The organism is Lentzea miocenica, from assembly GCF_033949945.1.
GTDB lineage: Bacteria > Actinomycetota > Actinomycetes > Mycobacteriales > Pseudonocardiaceae > Lentzea > Lentzea miocenica.
Window position 1 is genome coordinate 103,290 of record NZ_JAXAVW010000001.1, and the last position, 19,984, is coordinate 123,273.

Annotated in this window: 15 protein-coding genes; 7 read left to right on the top strand and 8 right to left on the bottom strand. The window is 69.1% G+C overall.

The window, feature by feature from the left end; translation table 11 throughout:
* Positions 1–6 precede the first annotated feature (6 nt).
* The 3 genes from SK803_RS00540 (at position 7) to SK803_RS00550 (ending at position 5,321) form a co-directional block, all read left to right on the top strand.
* On the top strand, positions 7–3,420 hold the full coding sequence (locus tag SK803_RS00540; RefSeq protein WP_319963675.1) for a S8 family serine peptidase: 3,414 nt from the start codon (positions 7–9) through the stop codon (positions 3,418–3,420).
* Positions 3,421–3,607: 187 nt separating this feature from the next.
* Entirely contained in the window at positions 3,608–4,516 is a 909-nt protein-coding gene (locus tag SK803_RS00545) for a TIR domain-containing protein (RefSeq protein WP_319963676.1), read from the top strand.
* A gap of 52 nt (positions 4,517–4,568) precedes the next feature.
* Positions 4,569–5,321, top strand: coding sequence for a methyltransferase domain-containing protein (locus tag SK803_RS00550; protein WP_319963677.1), 753 nt, complete (start codon positions 4,569–4,571; stop codon positions 5,319–5,321).
* Between the two features lie 107 nt (positions 5,322–5,428).
* Here the strand turns inward: SK803_RS00550 and SK803_RS00555 are convergent, their stop codons facing one another.
* The gene (locus SK803_RS00555) at positions 5,429–7,090 is read right to left on the bottom strand and encodes a DEAD/DEAH box helicase (protein WP_319963678.1); all 1,662 of its coding nucleotides are present in this window, start codon (positions 7,088–7,090) and stop codon (positions 5,429–5,431) included.
* A gap of 59 nt (positions 7,091–7,149) precedes the next feature.
* Complete coding sequence (locus SK803_RS00560) at positions 7,150–10,272, bottom strand: phosphodiester glycosidase family protein (protein WP_319963679.1); 3,123 nt, start codon at positions 10,270–10,272, stop codon at positions 7,150–7,152.
* Between the two features lie 23 nt (positions 10,273–10,295).
* On the opposite strand from SK803_RS00560, the gene SK803_RS00565 reads away from it, so the two are divergent.
* Both SK803_RS00565 and SK803_RS00570 read left to right on the top strand, forming a co-directional pair.
* The gene (locus SK803_RS00565) at positions 10,296–11,141 is read left to right on the top strand and encodes a DODA-type extradiol aromatic ring-opening family dioxygenase (RefSeq protein ID WP_319963680.1); all 846 of its coding nucleotides are present in this window, start codon (positions 10,296–10,298) and stop codon (positions 11,139–11,141) included.
* A 280-nt stretch (positions 11,142–11,421) separates the two neighbouring features.
* A complete protein-coding gene (locus SK803_RS00570) occupies positions 11,422–11,622 on the top strand; it encodes a hypothetical protein (RefSeq protein WP_319963681.1) in 201 nt (66 codons plus the stop codon).
* A gap of 117 nt (positions 11,623–11,739) precedes the next feature.
* Here SK803_RS00570 and SK803_RS00575 read toward each other — a convergent pair whose 3' ends face one another.
* Together SK803_RS00575 and SK803_RS00580 are read right to left on the bottom strand one after the other, a co-directional pair.
* Positions 11,740–11,991, bottom strand: coding sequence for a hypothetical protein (locus tag SK803_RS00575; protein ID WP_319963682.1), 252 nt, complete (start codon positions 11,989–11,991; stop codon positions 11,740–11,742).
* On the bottom strand, positions 11,973–12,185 hold the full coding sequence (locus tag SK803_RS00580; RefSeq protein ID WP_319963683.1) for a zinc finger protein: 213 nt from the start codon (positions 12,183–12,185) through the stop codon (positions 11,973–11,975). Before SK803_RS00580 ends, SK803_RS00575 begins: the two co-directional genes overlap by 19 nt.
* Before the next feature lie 103 nt (positions 12,186–12,288).
* Between SK803_RS00580 and SK803_RS00585 the strand changes: the two genes are divergently transcribed.
* Both SK803_RS00585 and SK803_RS00590 read left to right on the top strand, forming a co-directional pair.
* Positions 12,289–13,119, top strand: a complete 831-nt coding sequence (locus SK803_RS00585) for a helix-turn-helix domain-containing protein (protein ID WP_319963684.1) — start codon at positions 12,289–12,291, stop codon at positions 13,117–13,119.
* A 10-nt stretch (positions 13,120–13,129) separates the two neighbouring features.
* Positions 13,130–13,291 carry a DUF397 domain-containing protein gene (locus SK803_RS00590; protein ID WP_319963685.1) on the top strand — a complete coding sequence of 54 codons (162 nt, stop codon included), beginning with the start codon at positions 13,130–13,132 and terminating at the stop codon, positions 13,289–13,291.
* Here SK803_RS00590 and SK803_RS00595 read toward each other — a convergent pair.
* Genes SK803_RS00595 through SK803_RS00610 form a run of 4 tightly spaced genes read right to left on the bottom strand, consistent with a single transcriptional unit; the run spans position 13,288 to position 19,938 of the window.
* Entirely contained in the window at positions 13,288–16,920 is a 3,633-nt protein-coding gene (locus SK803_RS00595; RefSeq protein ID WP_319963686.1) for a hypothetical protein, read from the bottom strand. The two genes, SK803_RS00590 and SK803_RS00595, sit on opposite strands and share 4 nt — an antisense overlap.
* Positions 16,913–17,839 (bottom strand): hypothetical protein, encoded by a 927-nt coding sequence (locus tag SK803_RS00600; protein WP_319963687.1) that lies wholly within the window; start codon positions 17,837–17,839, stop codon positions 16,913–16,915. Before SK803_RS00600 ends, SK803_RS00595 begins: the two co-directional genes overlap by 8 nt.
* Positions 17,836–18,696, bottom strand: a complete 861-nt coding sequence (locus SK803_RS00605; RefSeq protein ID WP_319963688.1) for an AAA family ATPase — start codon at positions 18,694–18,696, stop codon at positions 17,836–17,838. The genes SK803_RS00600 and SK803_RS00605 overlap by 4 nt, the downstream gene beginning before the upstream one ends.
* A 9-nt stretch (positions 18,697–18,705) precedes the next feature.
* Entirely contained in the window at positions 18,706–19,938 is a 1,233-nt protein-coding gene (locus tag SK803_RS00610) for a toll/interleukin-1 receptor domain-containing protein (RefSeq protein ID WP_319964042.1), read from the bottom strand.
* Positions 19,939–19,984 lie beyond the last annotated feature (46 nt).

The following is a 19,984-nucleotide window of genomic DNA, read 5'->3' on the forward strand; positions in this document are numbered from 1 at the left end:
GGACACGTGCGCCTTGCACGATGTTTGGTGATCGCCGCGCTCGCCGCCGGGCTGCTCAGCCCGGCGGCGACGGCGCAGGCAGAACCGTTGAGAGCTCAGCGGACGTCGGCCATCACGCTCATCAGCGGTGACAGGGTCGTCGTCAACGAGCGCGGCGAACTCGTCCGGGTCGAGGGGCGGCCCGGCATGCAGTTCGCCCAGTACGTGCAGAACGACCACCAGTACGTGGTGCCGGCGGACGCGATCGACGCGGTGGGGCAGGATCGCGTCGACAAGCGTTTCTTCGACGTCACGTCGTTGCACGGCTACGGGTACACCGACGACAAGATCGACCGGATTCCGTTGCTGAGCAATGGTTTCCGTGCGGCCGGCGCGGTGCAGAAGAAGGACGCGGCCCAGCAGTGGACGGCGCGGCGCACGAATGCGTTGCGGGCGGAGAAGCTGTGGCTCGACGGCAAGTCGAAGATCTCGTTGAGCGAGAGCGTGCCGATGGTGGGCGCGCCCGGCGCGTGGCAGGCCGGGTTCGACGGCACCGGTGTCACGGTCGCCGTCCTCGACACCGGGTACGACCAGAAGCATCCCGAACTCACTGGCGTCGTCGCCGTGGCGAAGGACTTCACGCCGACGGGCATCCAGGACGACATCGGGCACGGCACGCACGTCGCGGCCACGGTCGCGGGGCGCGGCGGCCAGTACGTCGGTGTCGCGAAGGGCGCGAAGCTCGCCGTCGGCCGCGTCTGCGAGGCCGAGTACTGCTTCGACAGCGCGGTGATCGCCGGCATGGAGTGGGCGGCGCGCGAGGTCAAGGCCAAGGTCGTCAACATGTCGCTGGGCGGCGACCAGTCCGACGGCACGGACCCGTTGTCCCTCAAGGTCAACGAGCTCACCGCCGAGACCGGCTCGCTGTTCGTGGTGGCGGCGGGCAACTCGGGGGTCTACCGCAAGGTCGGTTCACCGGCTTCGGCGGACTCGGCGCTGGCCGTGGCCAACCTGACGAAGGCCGGTGGCGTCAACGAAGGATCGTCGCGCGGGCCGCGGCTGAGGGACTTCGCGGTCAAGCCGGACATCGCCGCGCCGGGCACGGACATCGTGGCCGCGCGGGCCGAGGGGACATTGCCGGAGCACGCCGTGGACGACCTGCACGCGCGGCTGACCGGCACGTCGATGGCGGCGCCGCACGTGGCGGGCGCGGCGGCGGTTCTCGCGCAGCGCAACCCTTCCTGGACCGCGGCTGAGCTGAAGGCGCACCTGATGTCGACGGTGAAGCCGATCGCGGACACGCCCGCGAACGTCGGCACCGGTCTGCTCGACGTCGAACGCGCGGTGAAGCAGCAGGTGCGGGCGTCGGCGGGCAGTCTGTCGTTCGGGCTGCTGGAATGGCCGCACACCGGGACGTCCACGAAGACGATCACCTACTCGAACGCGGGCACCGAGCCGGTTTCGCTGGTGTTGCGGCACAACCTCGGGGCGGACTTCACGGTGCCGGCCTCAGTCACCGTGCCGGCTCAGGGCAGCGCCGCGGTCGACGTGGTGCTGGATCCGCGCAAGGGTGACGGCACGTTCTTCGGGCACGTCAAGGCTTCCGGTGCGGGCGTCGAGCTGACCACGTCCGTCGGCGTGTACGTGCAGGAGGAACGGCACGCGCTGACGTTGTCGATGATCGGCCGCGACGGCAAGCCGGTCCCGTCCGAATTCGTCGTCGTGGTGAACATGACGACGCGGGAAGCGTCGGTGATCTCCATCGTGGACGGCACCGGCTCCGCGCGGTTGCCGGTCGCGGACTACGCGGTGATCGGCCGGATCGACGAGCTGACGCCGAACTACGCCTGGTTCGCCCCGGTCTCCGCGACCGAGGTGGCCGGCCGCGTCTCGCTGCGGGCGGACCTGTCCGTGACGCTGGACGCGAGGCAGGGCAAGCAGATCAGCGTCGAGCTGCCCGAACGCGACTCGGTCGTCTGGTACCGCGAGGCCCGGCTGCGCGTGCCGTTCGCACCCGGCAAGATCAGCGGTGTCGCGAGCGTCATCGACGGCCGGGTTCCGTTGTACGGCCTGTCCTTCGGCGCACCGCTGCCGGAGCTGACCTACGACTCCGGGCTCAAGGGCGGACAGCCCCTGATCTCTGTGCCCGGCGGGTTTCCGGTGCGCTACTACGAGAGCAGCAAGTACCTGCCGCCCGGTGAGCACGAGTTCGACGTGGCCGAGCGCGGCACGGACGTGCGCGGCAAGCTCGCCCTCGTCCGGCCGGAGGCCGAGGACGTATACGCGGTGGCCCAGGCGATGAAGGACGCCGGAGCGGCCGTGGTGCTGTGGGCGGGACCGGTGCCGTTCGGTTTCGACGAGCAGACCGCCGTTCCGGTGGTCACCGTCTCGGAACACCACGTGGCCGTCACGCCCGCCAAGCTCACGTTGCGCGCCATCGCGGGTTCGCCGGTCTCGTACACGTTGTTCCTGCAGGAGAAGGGCGCGTTGCCGGCCGGGACAAAGAAGATCCGGCACGCGGAGCTCGCCGAGGTCAAGGCGCGGTACCACACGTCCGGTGGCGACGGCTCGATCAACCAGCGCAACAACCCGCTCGTCAACGGTGAGCTCGGCATGGTGCTCGACGAACGGCTCTCCGCTCCCGCGCAGCGCACCGAGTACTTCAGCGCGGGCAAGGGAATCAGCTGGTACCAGGAGGGCTTCGACGGTCGCAGCTTCGGCGGCGGCGACGACCCGCTCACGACCTCGTGGGCGGACCTCGAACCGGTGACCTTCCAGCCTGGCAGGAAGTACGAGCGGACCAACCTCCGCGCGGTCTCGTCACCCCGGCTCGGCGGCTCGTCGCTCGTGACGTGGGCGGAGGGCGGCGGTGTCGACCGGGCGGGCGACCTGATCAACACCCGGATCTCGCCGTTCGGCGGCTCTGGCTGGGTGGAGAACTGGCGGCGCACCGGCGGCGGCTGGCTGGAACTGCGGCACAACGGCGTCACGCAGGGCTATTCCGACGTCCGGCGGGGTTCCTTCCACGCCCCAGCTCGCGACGGCAGGTACCAGCTCCTGCTGGACGCGTCGCGCGACACGTTGGCGTTGTCCACCAACGTGAAGACGACGTGGGAGTTCTCGGCCGCGGCCGACGGCAGGTTGCCGTTGCTGGAGGTCGACTACTCGGTGCCGGTCGACCTGCGCAACACCTGGAAGGCCGGTGCCCCGATGCCGGTGAAGTTCTCCGCGGCACGTCAGAGCGGAGCCGGCAAGGCGGCCCTGCGTGACCTGTTGGCTTACGCGTCGTTCGACGACGGGATCACCTGGGTGCCGGTGAAGTCGATCGTTCCCCCTGGTGGTCAGGCGGGCGGGTTCGTGTCGCTGCGCGTCGTCGCCAGTGACACCGAGGGCAACACGGTCGACCAAACGGTCCTGAGGGCGTACCGCCTTCGGGCGTAACCAGACGGCTGTTCGGTCGTTGTAACCACCTGCGGCACCTGCCTTGTCGTGCGCGAGACGAACCAGGGACGCGGCGTCTCGCCGCCCGAGGCAGGTGCCGCCATTTCGGGGCGAAACGATGTCGATCGCGGGCGCGATGAATTGGGCATCGCGCCCGACGACCTCGGATCGGACACCGTTGTCTCACGTGTTCATCAGCTACAGCCGCAAGCACCGGACGTACGTCCGGCGGCTGGCTGACCACCTCGTCCAGGTAGCCGGGGTCGAGGTCTGGTTCGACTACGAGCTGGTGACCGGAGAACGCTGGGACAACGTTGTTCGCCAGAAGATCGACGACTGCGCCGCGCTGATCGTGGTGATGACGCCCGACGCGGAGAACTCGCACTGGGTGGCCGAGGAGGTCGCGCGAGCGCGTGACCAGGGCAAGCTGCTGCTGCCGCTGCTGCTCAAGGGATCTCCGATCTTCGGCTTCATGACCGTGCACCACGAGGACGTGCGCGACAGGAGCATGCCGGGCGACAGGTTCGTCGCGGACCTGCGCAAGGCCGCCGCGCTGGAACCACGTCCACCGGTCGAACCGCCACCACGACGGCGAACCAGGTGGTTGCCTGCTCTGCTCCTCGCACTTGCCGTGACGGCCGCTTTCCCTCTGGGCAACATGGTCTGGTCGCTGGTCGACAACCCCCAGTCCACGGACAAGCAGACGAGCGCGGGATCGAGCACCACCACGGCACCGTCGACAACCACCACCATCACCACCTCGTCGACAGCGACCTCATCACCCACGTCGGATGCGGCAAAGGTAGTGGTCCGCATCTACAACAACGCCACCGTCGCCGGTCTGGCCGGCCGTGCAGGTGATGACGCGAGGAAGTTCGGCTGGACCGTGGCCGAGACCGGCAACTACACCAGCGGGATCATCCCCACCAGCACCGTCTACTTCGGCCCCCGCCCTGAGGAAGAGGCCTCTGCGAAGGAACTTGCGTCGCTTCTCCGCGCGAGGGCTGAGCCGAGGTTCGACGCCATCCGCAGCGCGGCTCCCGGTCTGATCCTGATCGTCACGAACGACTATCAGGGGCCGACGACGAACAGTTGACGTCGGAGTATTCCGGTGGCCTCAGCAGGGTGGCTGTGCTGACATTCAGGCCATGAGGTCGTTCGAGGAGCTGGTGGCGGAGGGCGCGGCGGTCCCGCTGGAGGGCTGGGACTTCTCGTGGTTCGAGGGCCGCGCCACCGAGGAACGCCCGCCGTGGGGTTACGCGGCGCTGATCGCGGAGAAGCTGGCCGCCGTGGAGTCCGCGCTGGACCTGCAGACCGGCGGGGGAGAGGTGACGGCGTCCGCGCCGGTGTGGCCTCCGCTGCTCGCGGCCACCGAGTCGTGGCCGCCGAACGCGGCCGTGGCCAAGCGGAACCTGCCGGACGCGTTCGTCGTCCAGGCGCCCGACGAGGGGCCGCTGCCGTTCCACGACGCGTTGTTCGATCTCGTGATCAGCCGGCACCCGGTGGTGACGCCGTGGGCGGAGGTCGCACGGGTGCTCAAGCCCGGCGGCACGTACTTCTCGCAGCAGATCGGCGCCGGTACGAACCGTGAACTGACGGACTTCATGATGGGCCCGCAGCCGGTGAGCGAGGCTCGCGGTGCGGAACGGGCGCGGGCGGACGCCGAGGCGGCCGGGATGGAGGTGCTGAGGCTGGAACCGGTGGCGTTGCGCGTGGCGTTCTTCGACGTCGGTGCGGTGGTGCACTTCCTGCGCAAGGTGCTGTGGACGGTGCCCGGCTTCACCGTCGAGGGGTATCGGGACCGGCTCCTGGACATGCACGAGCACATCCAGGAGCACGGTGAGTTCGTCAGCACCTCGACGCGGTTCCTGATCGAGGCGCGCGAGCGGCAGGAGAGGTAGAAGCGGGCGCAGGCGTGGCATGTCATGGCCAGGCCCGCCTGATCCGCTGACAACGAAAAACGGCTCCCTCCCCGTTCGCCGGGAGGGAGCCGTTTTCGTTGCCGGTACTAGCGGGGCTGGCGCTCGCGGCGGATCGTGACGCGCTTGCCCTTGATGGTGGCGTCGCGCAGCTGCTCGATCACGTCGGCCGCGGCCGTGCCCGGCACCTCGACCAGCGAGAACCGGTCCGCGATCTCGATCGCGCCGATGTCGCGGCCCTTGAGCCCCGTCTCGCCGGTGATGGCGCCGACGATGTCCTGCGGCCGGATGCCCGACGAACGGCCGGCGCCCAGGAACAACCTGGTCATGCCCTCGGACGGACCACGGCGCTCGCGGCGCGGGCCTGCCGGGGCACCGTCGCGGCGCGGACGGTCCTCGCGCGGGCGCACCTCCGGGATCTCCTCCTCGTCCGCGGCGGCACCCGAGGCCTCGTGGGCGAGCTTCACCGCGGCCAGCGCGATGTCCATGACGTCGAACTCGTCCGCCAGGGTCTCGACGACCACGCGGAACCGCGAGAGGTCGTCCTCCATCAGCGACTCCTGCAGCGAAGAGCGGGTCAGCTCCAGCTGACGGGCGCGCAGGTCGGCGACGGTCGGGACCTTCTCCATCGGGATCTTGGTCTTGGTCACGCGCTCGATGGTCTTGAGCATCGAGTTCTCGCGCGGCTCGACCAGCGTGATCGCGACGCCCTCACGGCCCGCGCGGCCGACGCGTCCGATGCGGTGCGTGTAGGCCTCGGGCGCGGACGGCACGTTGTAGTTGACGACGTGCGTGAGCTGCTCGATGTCGAGACCGCGGGCCGCGACGTCGGTGGCCACCAGCAGGTCGGCGGTGCCGCCGCGCAGCCGGCCCATCACGCGGTCGCGCTGCTCCTGGCTGATGCCGCCGTGCAGCGACTCGGCGCGGTAGCCGCGGCCGTTGAGCGTCTCGGTGAGCTGGTCGACCTCGTCACGGGTGCGGCAGAAGACGACGGCGGCGGTCGGCGACTCGACGTCCAGCACGCGGCCGAGGGCGGCGGGCTTGTGCTCGCGGCGCACCAGGTACGCGGTCTGCCGGACGCGCGGGGCCTCGCCCGGCTCGGTCTTCTCGCGCTCGATCTGGATCAGCACCGGCGTGCGCAGGTGGCTCTTGGCCATGCGGTCGATGCGCGGCGGCATCGTGGCCGAGAACAGCACGGTCTGCCGCTCGGCGGGCGTCTCGCTCAGGATCGCGTCGATGTCCTCCGCGAAGCCCATGTCGAGCATCTCGTCGGCCTCGTCGAGCACGACGACCTCCAGATCGCCCAGCTGCAGCGTGCCGCGCTGCAGGTGGTCGATCGCGCGGCCTGGGGTCGCGACCACCACGTCGACGCCGCGGGACAGCTCGCGCAGCTGACGGCCGATCGGCTGGCCACCGTAGATCGGCAGCACGCGCGTGCCCATGTGCCGGCCGTAGCGGTGCACCGCCTCGGAGACCTGCACGGCCAGCTCACGGGTGGGGGCGAGGACGAGAGCGAGTGGCTTCTCACCCTTGCCGATCTTGTCAGCGATGCGTTCGAGCAGAGGCAACGCGAAGGCCGCCGTCTTGCCCGTGCCCGTGGCGGCCTGCCCGAGCAGGTCGTTGCCCGCGAGCAGTGGCGGGATCGCTTCGCTCTGGATCGGCGTCGGCTCCTCGTAGCCCAGGGTGGTGAGTGCGTTGAGGATGTCGGAGCGCAGCCCCAGGTCGGCGAAACCGTTGTCGGCGGTGGTCATGGCGAGTATCTTCCCCCACCGCCCGACATCGCACTCACTCAGCACTCCTTCAGGCCAGGTCAGGCCACCTCCCGCAGGCTCACGCGGACGTCGGCGCTGCTCGTCACGCCGTTCACGGTGGCGGAAATCTTGACCTGACCAGGCCTTATCGCGGTGAGGACGCCGGAACCGGGATCGAGCCACGCCACGTGCCACGGCCTGACGCCGCTCCGCTCGCCCACGTGCAGACCGGGTGACCCTTCCCACACCGCGACCATCGGATACTTCACCGGCAGCGTCCGCGAACCCTGTTTCAACGTCGCCGCAACCGTTTCCCCGGTGCCGGACCTCAGGTTGGCCGGAGCCTGGACCTGGAGCGAGTCCACATGCGGCCGGATCTCGGCCTTGACGTTGTTCCCGGTGACGCCGACGAGCGTCCAGCCGGTGAACCCGCCCGCTTCCGCCGGTGCCTTGCCGGAGTTGCCGTTGATCACGCTCGGCACGCCGTCCACAGTGGACGCGAAGAACCCGCCGACGTGCCCGCCGATGAACGCCGTCGGTTTGTCGCGTTCGGACAGCAGCTTCTCGAAGTAGGCCGCCTCCATCCGGTCGGACAGCTGGCTCGTGCGCGCGGGCGTGGGGTCGCGCGGTGGGTGGTGCATCATCACGACGGCCTGGCCCTCGGCGGTGCCCAGTGCGGTCCTGAGCATGTCCATCTGGTCGAAGCCACCGCCTCTGAGGGTTCCGGTCGACGAGTCGAGCAGCACGAACCGCGTGCCCTTGTGGTCGAACGTGCGGTGGGTGGCGCCGAACTCGCGGCGGAAGTTGTCGATCGTGCCGGGGCCCATGATCTCGTGGTTGCCGGGCACGTAGTGCCAGGGGAAGTCGCCGAGTTCCTCGGTCAGGATCCGCCTGGCGAGCTTCAGGTCCTCCGGCGACGCCTCGTCGACCAGGTCGCCGTTGATCACGACGAACTCGGCGCCGGAGGCCCTGATCTCCTTCAGCGTGCGGCGGGCGGACCTGACCAGGTCGCTGTCCGGGTTGCGGGCAACGAACTGCGCGTCGGACATGACGGCGAACTTCCAGCCCGTCGCCGGTCCGATCACGTCCTCGCGCGGTTCCGGTGCGGGCGGCAGGGACACCTCGGGCGGGACTCGTGCGGTGATGTCGTCGACGAGCACCTCGCCTTGATAGGAACGATCCGCCTTGGTCTCGATCGTGTAGAACCTGTTGACCTGGATGGGGAACTTCAGCTCCGGCGGGACCGCGACCTCGAGCTGCTTCCAGCCGTTCCAGGTGATGTGGGGGCCGTAGAGCGAGCGTGACTGGCCGGTCGCGTCGGTGACGGTGAACGCCGTCCACTCGCCCTTGCCGCTGCCGTTCACCCAGGCCGCGAGCGAGAGGGGCTGCCCGTCGATCCGGAGCGGCTTCGGTGGCACGGCATAGGCCGTGCGCGTGCCGGACGACTGGGTGAAGTCGTAGCTCAGCTTCAGTCCACTGCCGGTGTGGCCATTGGGGTCCGATGTGACCGAACCGGTCGCGCGGGCCGATCCGAAGGTCCACTGTGGAGCGTCGTCGAACCCGGCGATCAGCTCGTCGTTCACCCCGACGGTGACCGCCAGCTGGGTCTCCTCGCCCTGGGAGCGCGCCTTGATCGTGGTCGCGCCGGTGGCGAGCGCCCTGATCCGCAGGTCCGGCGTGACCTCGACGATCTTCCGGTCGTAGCTGAGGTCGAGGTCGGCCCGCTCGATCGGCGCGCTGAAGCCCTTGGCGTCGAAACCGTTGATCTGCAACGGTTTGCGCTCGTCCAGGTGCAGGCTGATCCTGGTGCTCGCCGGTGCGAGCCGGGAGAGCTTGCCCAGCACGGTCAGTTTGGTGGTCTTGGTGGTGAGGCCGCGAAAGGCGGTGAAGGACGCCGGTCCTGCGTGGGGTGCCGCGTGGAAGGTGTCGCCGATCGCCCACCCGCCGGTCGCGCGCGTGACGTGCTCGTTGTTGGCGGCTGGACCGTACGTCTCGTCGTGGCCGCGCACGGTCATCCGGCGGGTCATGCCCGGGAAGACGCGCTTGTCCTTGGTCTGGACGTCGAACCCGACGAGCTTCCCGGTGCCGGCGGGGGAGTAGAGCGCGAGGCCGTTCGGGACAGGACGCTCACCGCCGTCCGACGGCGTGTTGACGACCTTCAACTCGGTCGTGCCGGGTTCGCGGGCGAGCATGGTCGACGAGCCGCCGCCGTCGAGGTTGAGGGCGTTGTGCGCGCCGAGCTCGATCATGGCGTCGGCGAGGTCGCGGAGGTTCAGGCCGAGCAGGAACGCGCCCTGCCTGCCGTCGACGGTCAGCATGTACATCTTCTTGCCGTTCTGCGAGAACCCGACGGCCGTGCGCGGGTGCAGCGGATCGGCCGGCGCGACGTTCCTGCCGTCCTTGACCAGCAGCTGCCGTCCGCCGATCGCGGTCCTGGGCTCGCTGCCGTCGCTGGTGCGGCTGCGGTAGTCGACAGTGAGCCTGTCACCCGGTTTGAGCGCCTTGAGAACATCCGCGCCCTTGTCCCGGCCCACGAGCGCGTAGCCCTGGACGGGTTCGGCGCTGGGCGTGCCGATGCGTTGCACGACGTCGTCTTTGACGATCACTTCGGCCGTGTTGGTCGCACCTTGCGTCGCGCGCGCTCTGCTGTAGGTGCCCCACAACGGGTTGAAGACACCGATCCCGTCCACGTCGATCCGCGCGCTGTTGAGCTGCGTCAGCTTGTGCGTGCCGTTGAGCGTGCCTTCGAAGAAGGTCTCCATGACGCTGCCGACACCCGCCGCGTCGATGCCCACGGCTCTGCCCTGCCCGGACTTCCTGAGCTGCCCGTTCTGGACGCCGATGCCCTCAGGTGCGTTGGAGTTGTTGATGTCGAAGAAGTCGCCGTTGATCGCCGCAACGGCTCTGGTCGTCTGCTGGGAGAGCGGCGCCGCCTGCGCGACCGTGCCGTTGTCGACGTAGCCGACCTGGGCCTTGGTGAGGTCGACGGCGAGCGCGTCACCGCGGATCCAGCCACCCGACCCGCCCGGCTCGTACCAGTCGAAGGAGCTCAGCGTGACACCCGCCGCGACGGGTCTCTCGGTCCGCTCGGTCTCGATCCGTCTCGTGATGTCGGCGTGAGCAGGGAAAACAGGCGCAAGTAGGGCAGCGGTGATGATCACCGCAAGTGCACGTCTCGTCACGCCCCGGAACCTAGACTGGCCCGGTGAAGAATCGCCTAACGGTCTGCGCCTCGCACCTGATCACCCTGCCAAGTGCTCCCCACGGCCCGGTCCGCGCAGCGATCGCCGCGGCCCGCGACGCCGTTGCCCGGTTCGACCCGGAGCTCGTCGTCTTCTTCGGCACCGACCACCGCCGTGCGTTCCGTTCTGTCGTCCCGACCTTCGCCGTGGTTCTGGAGGCAACGGCCCAAGGCGACGTCGCCGGCCCAGTCGGTTCGTACGACGTGCCTTCTTCTTTGGGACGTGCGCTGATCGCGGACCTGGTGGCACACGACTTCGACATCGCCACCGCCTACCGCGCCGAGTTGGACCACGCGTTCGGCCACACGACCCGCGACCTGCTGGTGTCGCTCGACGCGAAGCCCGTGCTTCCCGTCTTCATCAACTGCGCCTCACCACCACACGCCTCCTTCCGCCGTGCGGCATCGCTGGGACGCCGCGTCGGGGAGTTCTTCGCCGATCGGCGCGTGCTCTACGTCGGTTCGGGCGGCCTGGCCCACGACCTACCGGGCTTCCGTGAGCCTGAAACCGGCGTGGTGCTCACGGAGGAGGAGCGCCAGGCGTGGATCAAGTCGGTCAACGAGCGCGCCCGCTCCGAAGGCACGATCCGCTCGCTGGTGCAGGCGTGGGACGAAGCCTTCCTCTCCGGCATCGGTGACACGTCCTGGGAGTGGCTCGACACGATCGGCGACGACCTGGTCGAGCGCGGCGGCAACGGCGCCGCCGAGTGCCTGACCTGGACAGCCGCGTGGGCTGCCGGTGGTCAGGCGCTGACGACGCTCGCGCACGAGTTCGACACCAACGGCCGTGCGGTCGTGATGTCGCAGTAGCAATAGCTCTCCGCAAGGGCGCGATCCCCTTTCGCGTACCCGCGCGGAGAGCCGTAGTGACACAGACCGACGGTCACGCGCCGTGGCGATCTACCCGGTCGACCTGCTGGGGCGTCGCAACCGACGGCAGTCTCGATGCAGAGACGCGCCAACGGGTGATGCTGCGGCGGGTGTGCGGGGAGGTGCGGCGCTGCCGTCCGCTCTTCCTGGGCGTGCTGGGCGGTGAGTACGACTGGGTGTCGCCGACCCGTCTCGGGAAGGGAGCGCGCATCGCCGCAGGGTGGCAGATCTCGGTTTTCCGTTGTCCGTCACGGCGCTGGGGATCCTCCCGGCGGTGCGGGCGAGCCACTCCGACGGCGTGGCGCCGGTGTTGCTCGCGCGGGCCTCGGCTCGCGAGGAGCCCGAGCAAACGAGATTCCGGCAGCATCTCGGGAACCTGCCGATCAACTACGAGCCCGACACCTTCTCGGCTCCGTGCTAGCTGTGCCGGCGCCGCGCGACTGGCTGAACGACGAGCTACGGGCGCACCGATGGGCGGCGGGGCAGGAAGTCCAGCAGTTCGTTGGTAGGGACGCCGAGTCGGGCCACATCGGTGGGTTCATGGCTGGCGGGGCATGTCCACGGTGCACAGCGCGTCGGCCTCCGCCAAGTAGAGGCGGCCGAGGTCTATAAGGAGCGTGCCGAGCTCCCTATAGTGCTCCGCGCGCTCGACATCGGGAATAAGGCCGCACGTGCGCAACATATTCTGCGCGAGCAACTCGCCGAACTGTGGATAAGTCTTCACCACCTCACGCGAGAGGCGCTGAAGAGATATGCGCAGCAGGTCTTCGGTCAGGATTTCCGCGGCCATGGCAGGATCCCCTCGTACTCGCGCCAGACGCCGTCGCAGTCCCAGCAGGTCGGCCAGGTGTTCTTCTCGCGCCACATGCTCACCTGGTGCGGCACAACAGGATTGCCGCACAACGTCTCGACGGGCTGCCCCCTGGTCAGCTCGTCGGGGATGGCGTGACGTCGCCCCTCGTGGGGCGTCCAACGGAACTTCACCTATTTATTGTGCGTCTTGGAAGAGCTCCAAGCTAACGCCCTTTTGGGTTGTGTTGCCATCAAATGTTCTGGAATGGTCGAGAACGGGTCTACGGTCCTCGCCATGCCGAAAAGATTCTCCACTGTGAGGGGCCGTGAGTTCGGGGACGGCCTCCGTGCGGCCATCGCCGCCACGGGCATGACCGCGCGCAGGGTCGCCGAGCTCGCCGACTGGCAGGAAGCCAAGCTGTCCGACCTCGTCAACGGCAAGGGTGGCGCGACGGAACTGGAACTGGCCGTCCTGCTGGGCATCTGCCGGACGCCGTCGGCGGAACGTGAGCATCTGCTGACGCTCTTCCGGGCGACGAACGTCAAGGGCTGGCTCCAGGAGCACGGCGCTGCCGAGCCGATCCTGCCGCGCACGCTCGTTCAGCACGAGGCCACGGCGAAGACGCTGGTGAGCTGGCAGCCGTTGGTGGTGCACGGGATGTTGCAGGTTCCCGACTACACGCGGGCGGTGCTCGGGGCGAACCCGAACGTGCCGCAGGACGAGGTGGAGGAGCGGGTCGAGGCGCGGGCCGCGCGGAAGGAAGCACTTCGACCGGGGCTGAAGGCGACCTTCTACCTCCACGAGTCCGTGTTGAGGACGCCGGTGGGTGGCGAGGAGGTGATGCGAGCCCAGCTTCGACACTTGGAGCAGGTGTCGAAGCGGCCGTACGTCGTCGTCAGGGTCGTTCCGACGTCGATGGGCGCGCACGCCGGGCATTCCGGGCCGTTCTGCCTGTTGCGGTTCCACAAGGTCGAGCCGGTGGTGTTCGTGGAGAGCGAGAACGCGAGCCTGATCATCGAGGCGCCGCTGCCGCTGAAGAGCTATGACGCGGTCGTCGAGTCACTCGCACGGACGGCGTTGGACGAGGAACAATCGAGGAGTCTGATCAAAGACATCGCCGGCTGAGGAGACGTAGATGACCGAGTGGCGCAAGAGCACCCACAGCGCGAACGCCAGTGACTGTGTGGAAGTCGCCACCGGCATCGGGATTCGGGACAGCAAGGCGCCCACCGCCCACGTCGAGGTGGGCGCCGCCGCCTGGTCCTCGTTCCTGACGGTGGTGAAGCGGGACCGCTAGAGCTTCCGCACCGGGGCGGCCCTCGGGAGGATCCGTGTCAACTCCCGCAGCACCTCATCGTTGCGGTGCAGGCGGTTGTGGCTCGCCTCCACCTGTATCGCTCTCGAGGTCGCCGTGTCGGGATGGCACGCGGAGAAGGTCGGTACGTACGAGTCGCCCTGCCAGTGGTTGTCCCCCAACTGATCGGACACTCGAAGGTTGCGGCGCACGATCCGTGCCGTCACCGGGGTCGCGTGCCCCGTGCCGATGATGCAGTGCGTGTTGTCGAGCGCGTGTGGACGGCTCGACTCCGCACTGAGCAGGTCGGTCAGGAACGCCATGCCGTCCTCGACGCGGTGCCGGTCCAGCACGGGCACGGTGACTTCGTTGAGGGGCACGCGACTGCCGCGGTCGTCGACGCAGTTGTAGATCGGCAGCGTCTGGTACATCGACGGCAGGCTGCGCCAGAAGTCGGTGACGACGGGATCGTCCGCGCCGTTGACCAGTTGTTCGAGGTCGCGCATCGTGCCGCGGTACGGGGTGCCGATCATGATCATGCCCGCGGTGATCTCCGCGCCGCCGCACCGCTCGACGTACCAGCGCGCGGGCAGGCCGCCGGTGGAGACGCAGACGAACACGACCTGCGCGTCGGGATCGCTCTTCTCGCGCCACCCGGCGAGCGCGACCTCGACCTGCTCACCGATCCAGCGGCCGGTCCACCGGTGGGAAAGCCGCCAGTCGTACGGCAACAGCAGCAGGTTGCCCTTGCTTCGCGTGTAGCCGTGCGCGTGCAGGCCGTCCAGCAACCTGGCGTAGCCCACCAGGTCCAGTTCCCCGGCGACGACTCCGTCACCGGGGTGGTCGTCACCGATGTCGAGAGGCAGCGAGGCGAAGGCGACAGGTGCGCCGCCGGATGTCCGCAGGACGTTGTGCGTGACACCGGGTACGACGACGACCATGTCGTAGGAACGCATCGGACGGCGCGATGGTGCTGTCGTTGGTGCCTGTATCCGAGTGTCCTGCACCCATCGGGCGAGGTCGTCGGGCAGCCGGCGCATCGCGTCCGGCCAGACCTGGTCGGCCCGCTTCCTCTCGCCGACGGCGCGCAGACTCGACGTGAGCTGGTCCAGAGCGGAGCTGAGTTCGCGCCGGTACCTGCGCTCGTTGGCGACGAGCTGGGTGTAGGCCTGGACCGCGGTTTCCGCGCACTCGACGCGTTGGTCACCCGTGGTCGTGGTTGCGAGAGTTGCCGCGGCGGCACCGAGTTCCCGCAGCCAGCTCGGATCCTGCCGCGCGATCTCCCGGAAGTACGCCAGCGCGTCGGCGCCGCCGTCGATCACGTGGTGGCGCAGTGACCCGCGCAGGTACGGGCTCGAATCCCCGTACCGCAACACCATCGTCGCCAGCGCGAGGGCGATCTGCCTCGGCAGTTCTGGCGCTGACTGCTTGCGCAGATACGCGACGAGCTCGGGATGGCTGAGGCGGTGGCCTCTGACATTGCTCGCCACATAGGCGCTGAACCTGCTTACCAAGCGCGACACGAAGGTCCCGGCGAGATAATCCGGGGGATAGTCGCCGACCTCGGTGGCGCATGCGCGCCATTCCTCGATCGGCATGCCGGAGCCGTGTGACCACGCCAGCACCATGAACAGGAGGCGTTCGCCTCGGATGTCGTCCTCGAGTGCCGAGTGCAGCCTGCTGAGCACCTGATCGGCCCAGAAGCCTCTGGGGCGAGTGGGGACCGGGTCGTTTGCCAACTCGTGCGTCACGCGGCGGGTCAGCAGCGGTGGCAGCTCCAGGGTCTCGATGAGGTGCCAGGCCATGGCGTCGGCGTTCATGTCCGGGTGCACGTCGGTGAGCCTGCGGATCACGTGTGCTCGCAGGTCGTCCAGATCGATGTACGCGCCGGGCTCGGCGAGTTCCCGCAGCAGCGGTGCGGTGGGGCGCATCGTCACCACCGCGCGTCCGCCTCCGCTGAACAGCCACCCGATCGCCGACACCCACTCGGTGTCCTCGCTGTCCAGTCCGTCGACCACCACGACCGGAGGGACGAGCTCGGTGTCGAGAACGTCGTTGAGTTCTTCCAACGTGGAGAGCCGGACTACGGACACCTGTTGAGCGACTCCGTCGAGAATCGCGCTCTTGCCCGTTCCGGCTGATCCGGCGATCACGAACACGCCGGGCTCGCCGTCGCGCACCCAGCGGACCACCGAGTCCACCTCAGCGCTGTTGTCGAGCCACCGCAGCGTGTCGTCAGCGCGGCCGTGCAAGGGGTTGCGGAACATCGGCCCCGGCGTCTCGTTGCCCTGCATCAGGATGAGGCTCGAGAACTCGTCGTTGACGTCCCGGACGGTGATGTGCTGGTCGCCCGCCGACCATCGTCGCCTGGCCGCTGCGGCCGACGGGCCGGAGGTGAGCAACGTGGCCAGCTTCGAAGGCGGGGATTCCTCGTCGGTCGTTCCCGTGCTGACCAAAGCCATCCACACGTTCGGCACGTCCTCGAACACGTTCAGCCGCTGAGGGGCAGGATCGACCATCACGAGGATCTGCGTGGAGCCGGACGAGACGCACACCCGCAGAATCTCGTCGATGGGCACGCCGTGGTCCCACTCCTTCAAGTAGACGACGAGCGGTGCGTCGTTGCGCTGGTTCTCGCGCAACCACACTTCGAGATACCGGGCCACTTCGCGTTCCGTGTCGCCTAGCAAGGTCGTCAGGGTGTAGTCGTCGCCCAGAACGCCGTCGAGGGCTTCGAAGCCGTCCATCAGCGTCATCGACTTGACGCCGGGCACGACCTCGACAGCAACGAACTGGCCGGCGACGGACGATCCGGTGGCCAGTTCGAACACCGTGCCCCGCGCGGTTCTCACCCGGACCGTGCCCGCGGGAACGGCCACCGACGTGCTCGCGCCTCGCCGCACGGCCACCGTCGGGTTCGCTCCGACGTCCAGCAGGCGGGGATCGGTGTCGGGGACCATGATGCCGACCGTGTCGGCGTCGGGGGTGAAGTCGCCGATCTCCAGTGTGTTCCCGTTGCGGCGCAGCAACAGCCGGGCGTCGGGCAGCACGTCCACGATGTCCGAGAGGTCCGGACCGGACTCCGGGGCGCGCAGGAGGGTCAGTGGCGGAGCGGTTCCGTTGAGATCCGGGCGCACGACCTGGGCGAGCTTCCACGCGGTGAGGGACTCGCGGGCGTTGGCCGGCAACCTGTGCCAAGCGGCGGTGAACCAGTCCGCGACACCGCTGCGGTTCTCCCGCACCAACGCTTTCAAGGCGGGCAGCAGCTCTTCGTCGATCGCTTCGTCGCGGCCGTTGACAGCGAGCCAGGTGACTCGTTCCTCCAGTGCCAGAGCGGGCGACAGTCGCTTGTGGACGGACGAGAGCACCTCGCCGACGCGGTGCACCGGATCGGAGTCGGGGGTCGAGCGCAGCCACGACGTCAGCTTCGCGCGCAGGCCGACGACCGCGTCCTCGTCGAAGACGATGCCGTGCGGGCCGCGTGACCGCACCAGCGGGCTGAACCACAGGTCGGCTTCGGCGGAGACGTCGAACTTCGGGAACACCGCGAGCCGGACGGCGCGGATCAGTTCGGGTTCGATGCGGACCGCCACGCTGAGCGCGGTGGCCAGCTTCTCGTACGGCTCAACCACGTCGCACCGCCATGGAGGCGCGGCCCGCAGTGGTGCCGCGGTCCCAGAGCAGCACCGGCATCGAATCGGAAAGCCAGGCAGGCCGGCGGGAAGGCGGATACGGCGCGAGCCCGACGGGGGAACAGCCCGCCCGGCGGACCGAGGTGATGAACTCGCGCCACTCCGCGGGAGTGCCGCGGCGGTCGTGGAAGACAGGGCCGCCGATGCCGAAGTCCGACAGCAGCAACACGCGGGTACCGCGGCTCGGTGGGGTGTAGTCGCGCCAGGTTCGGCGGCCGCGGGGGCCGGTGCCGCGGGTCGGGACGTCGGCGAAGTACGCGACGGACGTCGTCTCCACACCGGCGACCGCGCGGATGCGGGTGACCAGGTCGTGCTGGTCGCGGGCGAAGAGCTCCATGGCCTCGCCGACGTCGACGAGCACCTGCACGCCGAACCTCAAGGTCGGGCGCGGGTGGCGGGGCAGGATGCGCATCGGCTTGCCCTGCGCCCACAGTTCGCTGATGGCTTCGACATCGGGCTCGCCGTCGTCGGTGAGCGTGGCGAGCAGCGCGTGCAGCACCGCGGCGGTGGTGCGCGGGGCCAGCAGCGGCGTCGGTTCGGGGGACTGGTCGGCGCCCGGCAGGGGGAGCGACGGGCCCGGCGCCCAGTCCGTGACGCCGGCGGGTTCGCGGCGGAGTTCGGGCAGCATCGGCACTTCCCCGAGCGCGGTCGCGGTGGTGTCGACGGTGTCGACGGGCTCCGGCGGTGCCGGGCTCGGCGTCGGGGCGGCCGGTTCGGAACCGGTGACCACAGCCGCCGGTTCGGCAGCGGCTGTCTCGGCGGACTCAGGCACCAGGCCGAGCATTTCGGCGGCACGACGAGGCTCCGCGCCCGCCGCGATCGCGCGCAGCAGGTCGCCGAGCCACACCTGGGTCGTCATCCGCCCGACTGCTGCTTCACGAGTGCCATGTCGCGAAGCTCCCGCCACTGCGGGCTGCTCGTGGTGATGCCCAGCTCACGGCACGCACGCAGCGCGTCCAGGAACTCGGCCGTGCTCGGCGGGCGGGAGGCCTCGCGTTCCATTTCCTTGCGCAGCTCGACGACGGACTCGGCGAGCTCGCGCGCCAGTTCCTCGTCGGGTGCGGTCATGCCGCCCTCGTAGGTGTCGAGGTGCTTGCGGGCGATGGCGACCAGGCCGTCCGCGTCGGGGTGGTCGAGCCACACGACCACGCATCGGCGCAGGAACGCTTGGGGGAGCTCGCGTTCCTCGTTCGTGGTCACGATGACGAGGTGACTGCCCTCTTCGAGACGGACCTCGTCGGCCGTCTCGGTGACCTTGAACTGGTTGGAGCCCAAGGGGGTCAGCAGGCCGTTGGGCACGTCGGGGTCGGCCTTGTCGATCTCGTCGACGAGCACGACCGAGTGCGTCGGCAACCTGCTGGAGTTGCTCTCGGTGTCCGTTGCGTGCCGAGCGGCCGACCGGCGCGCGAACGCCCACCACAGCACGCCGGGTTCGACGTAGTCGTGATCCTTGACCGGGCGGCCGAGCTGGGCGTCGGCCAGGCGGCGGACCGTGTCGAACGTCCACAGCAGGTCCTGTGCCTGGGTCCGGCTGGTCACCACGTGTTCGTAGTAGCGAGCGTCCTTCTCCCGCGCGATGTGCGCGGCGAGCGACGACTTGCCCGATCCGGGATCGCCCCGCAACAGCAACGGGCGCCCGGTCGCGTAGGCGATGTCGACCGCGAGCTCCAGCTTCGGCGACATCACGTAGGCCAGGCCATCACGACGATCCGGCATCCCCGCTCCTCAACTCGCGATTTCCTGTTGCAACGCCAGCAGCCGCCGTGTCACCCGCGACGCCAGCTTCTCCTGGCCCGCTCCCAGCGCGGGCAGCACGATCGCCTCGGCCAGCCGCCACTCGTCGAGCTGCGGCCTCCCGGCGGTCGACTCCCCGGTCAGCACGATCACGTTCAGCCAGCGGAACCGCTCCAGCAGCGTCCTGACCACACCGGCGACCGGCGCGAGCGGGGCGTGGTTCGGGTTGATCAGCAGGAAGCAGACCTGGCCGTCGAGAGGTTCGTCGTCGTCTTCGAGTTCCATGCCGGGCGGCAGGTCCAGCAGTTCGCGGACCGCGTCCAGGCAGTCCCGCAGAAGTTCGGTCGCCAGGCCCTCACCCACGACCGCGGACACTTCCTTCGTGCGGTAGCTCAACGAACAGCACGCGGCCCGGCGCACGTACTGCTTGGCCGTCTCGGGGTAACGGGCGTTGAGCACCGCGCACGTCCGGTGCTGTTCCGGCAGCAACGCGCGGGCGGCCTCACCGTCCACCCACGCCGGCATGACCAGGCCGACGAGCTGGCCGAGCTTGCCGGAGACGGGACGGGCGATGTGCTCCATCGCGGTGTGGATGCGGGCGGAGTGCATCGGCCCGAGCAACCAGTGGGCGAGGAACCGCTGTGCCTCTCGCACCGAGGGGAAGTCCCAGTCGTCCTGGTGCGCGTCGAGTGCTTCGACCGCCGCCCGCAACGGCTCGTGCTCGGTCACGTCACGGAGGCACGACACCACGTCGATCAGCCAGTGGCGCATGCGGTCCGTGGTGTCCGTGACAGGTGCCGACAGGTCAGGCAGGCGACCGGCGATGGCGCCAGCGAAGGACTTCGGGGTGGCGTCGTTGGAGACGAACTGCAGTTCGCGCAGGTCGCGGAGTTCCGGCGCACCTGTGTCCCTGGTCGGGGACAACATGGCCGGCACGATCGTCAGCGGGGAGCCGAGAGCACGGCGCCACAGCAGCAGGTTGATCTCGCGGCGGACCCAGTCGGACGCCAGCGCCCGGTCGCTCATCAGCACGACAGCGGCGTCGCAGTCCGCGATCCAGTGGTAGAGGACGCCGCGCCAGTCTTCGCCGCCGCGCAGGCCGTCCTCGTCGACCAGCACCTGCCAGCCGCGGGCGGTGAGCTCCGATTCCAGCTGATGGCGCATGACCAACGCGCCGGGATCGCCCTTGGTGCTGTGGCTCAGAAACACCGTCGGGCGATACACCAAGTTCGTTCTCCTCTGCGCGTGTTGCTCGACTAGTAGTTCGCAC

Excerpts from the sequence above, each read along its gene's own strand:
- SK803_RS00550 (WP_319963677.1), top strand. The coding sequence starts at position 4,569 with ATGAGGTCGTTCGAGGAGCTGGTGGCGGAGGGCGCGGCGGTCCCGCTG.
- SK803_RS00575 (WP_319963682.1), bottom strand. The coding sequence starts at position 11,991 with ATGGCCGCGGAAATCCTGACCGAAGACCTGCTGCGCATATCTCTTCAG.
- SK803_RS00555 (WP_319963678.1), bottom strand. The coding sequence starts at position 7,090 with ATGACCACCGCCGACAACGGTTTCGCCGACCTGGGGCTGCGCTCCGAC.
- SK803_RS00605 (WP_319963688.1), bottom strand. The coding sequence starts at position 18,696 with ATGCCGGATCGTCGTGATGGCCTGGCCTACGTGATGTCGCCGAAGCTG.
- SK803_RS00585 (WP_319963684.1), top strand. The coding sequence starts at position 12,289 with ATGCCGAAAAGATTCTCCACTGTGAGGGGCCGTGAGTTCGGGGACGGC.
- SK803_RS00600 (WP_319963687.1), bottom strand. The coding sequence starts at position 17,839 with ATGACGACCCAGGTGTGGCTCGGCGACCTGCTGCGCGCGATCGCGGCG.
- SK803_RS00590 (WP_319963685.1), top strand. The coding sequence starts at position 13,130 with ATGACCGAGTGGCGCAAGAGCACCCACAGCGCGAACGCCAGTGACTGT.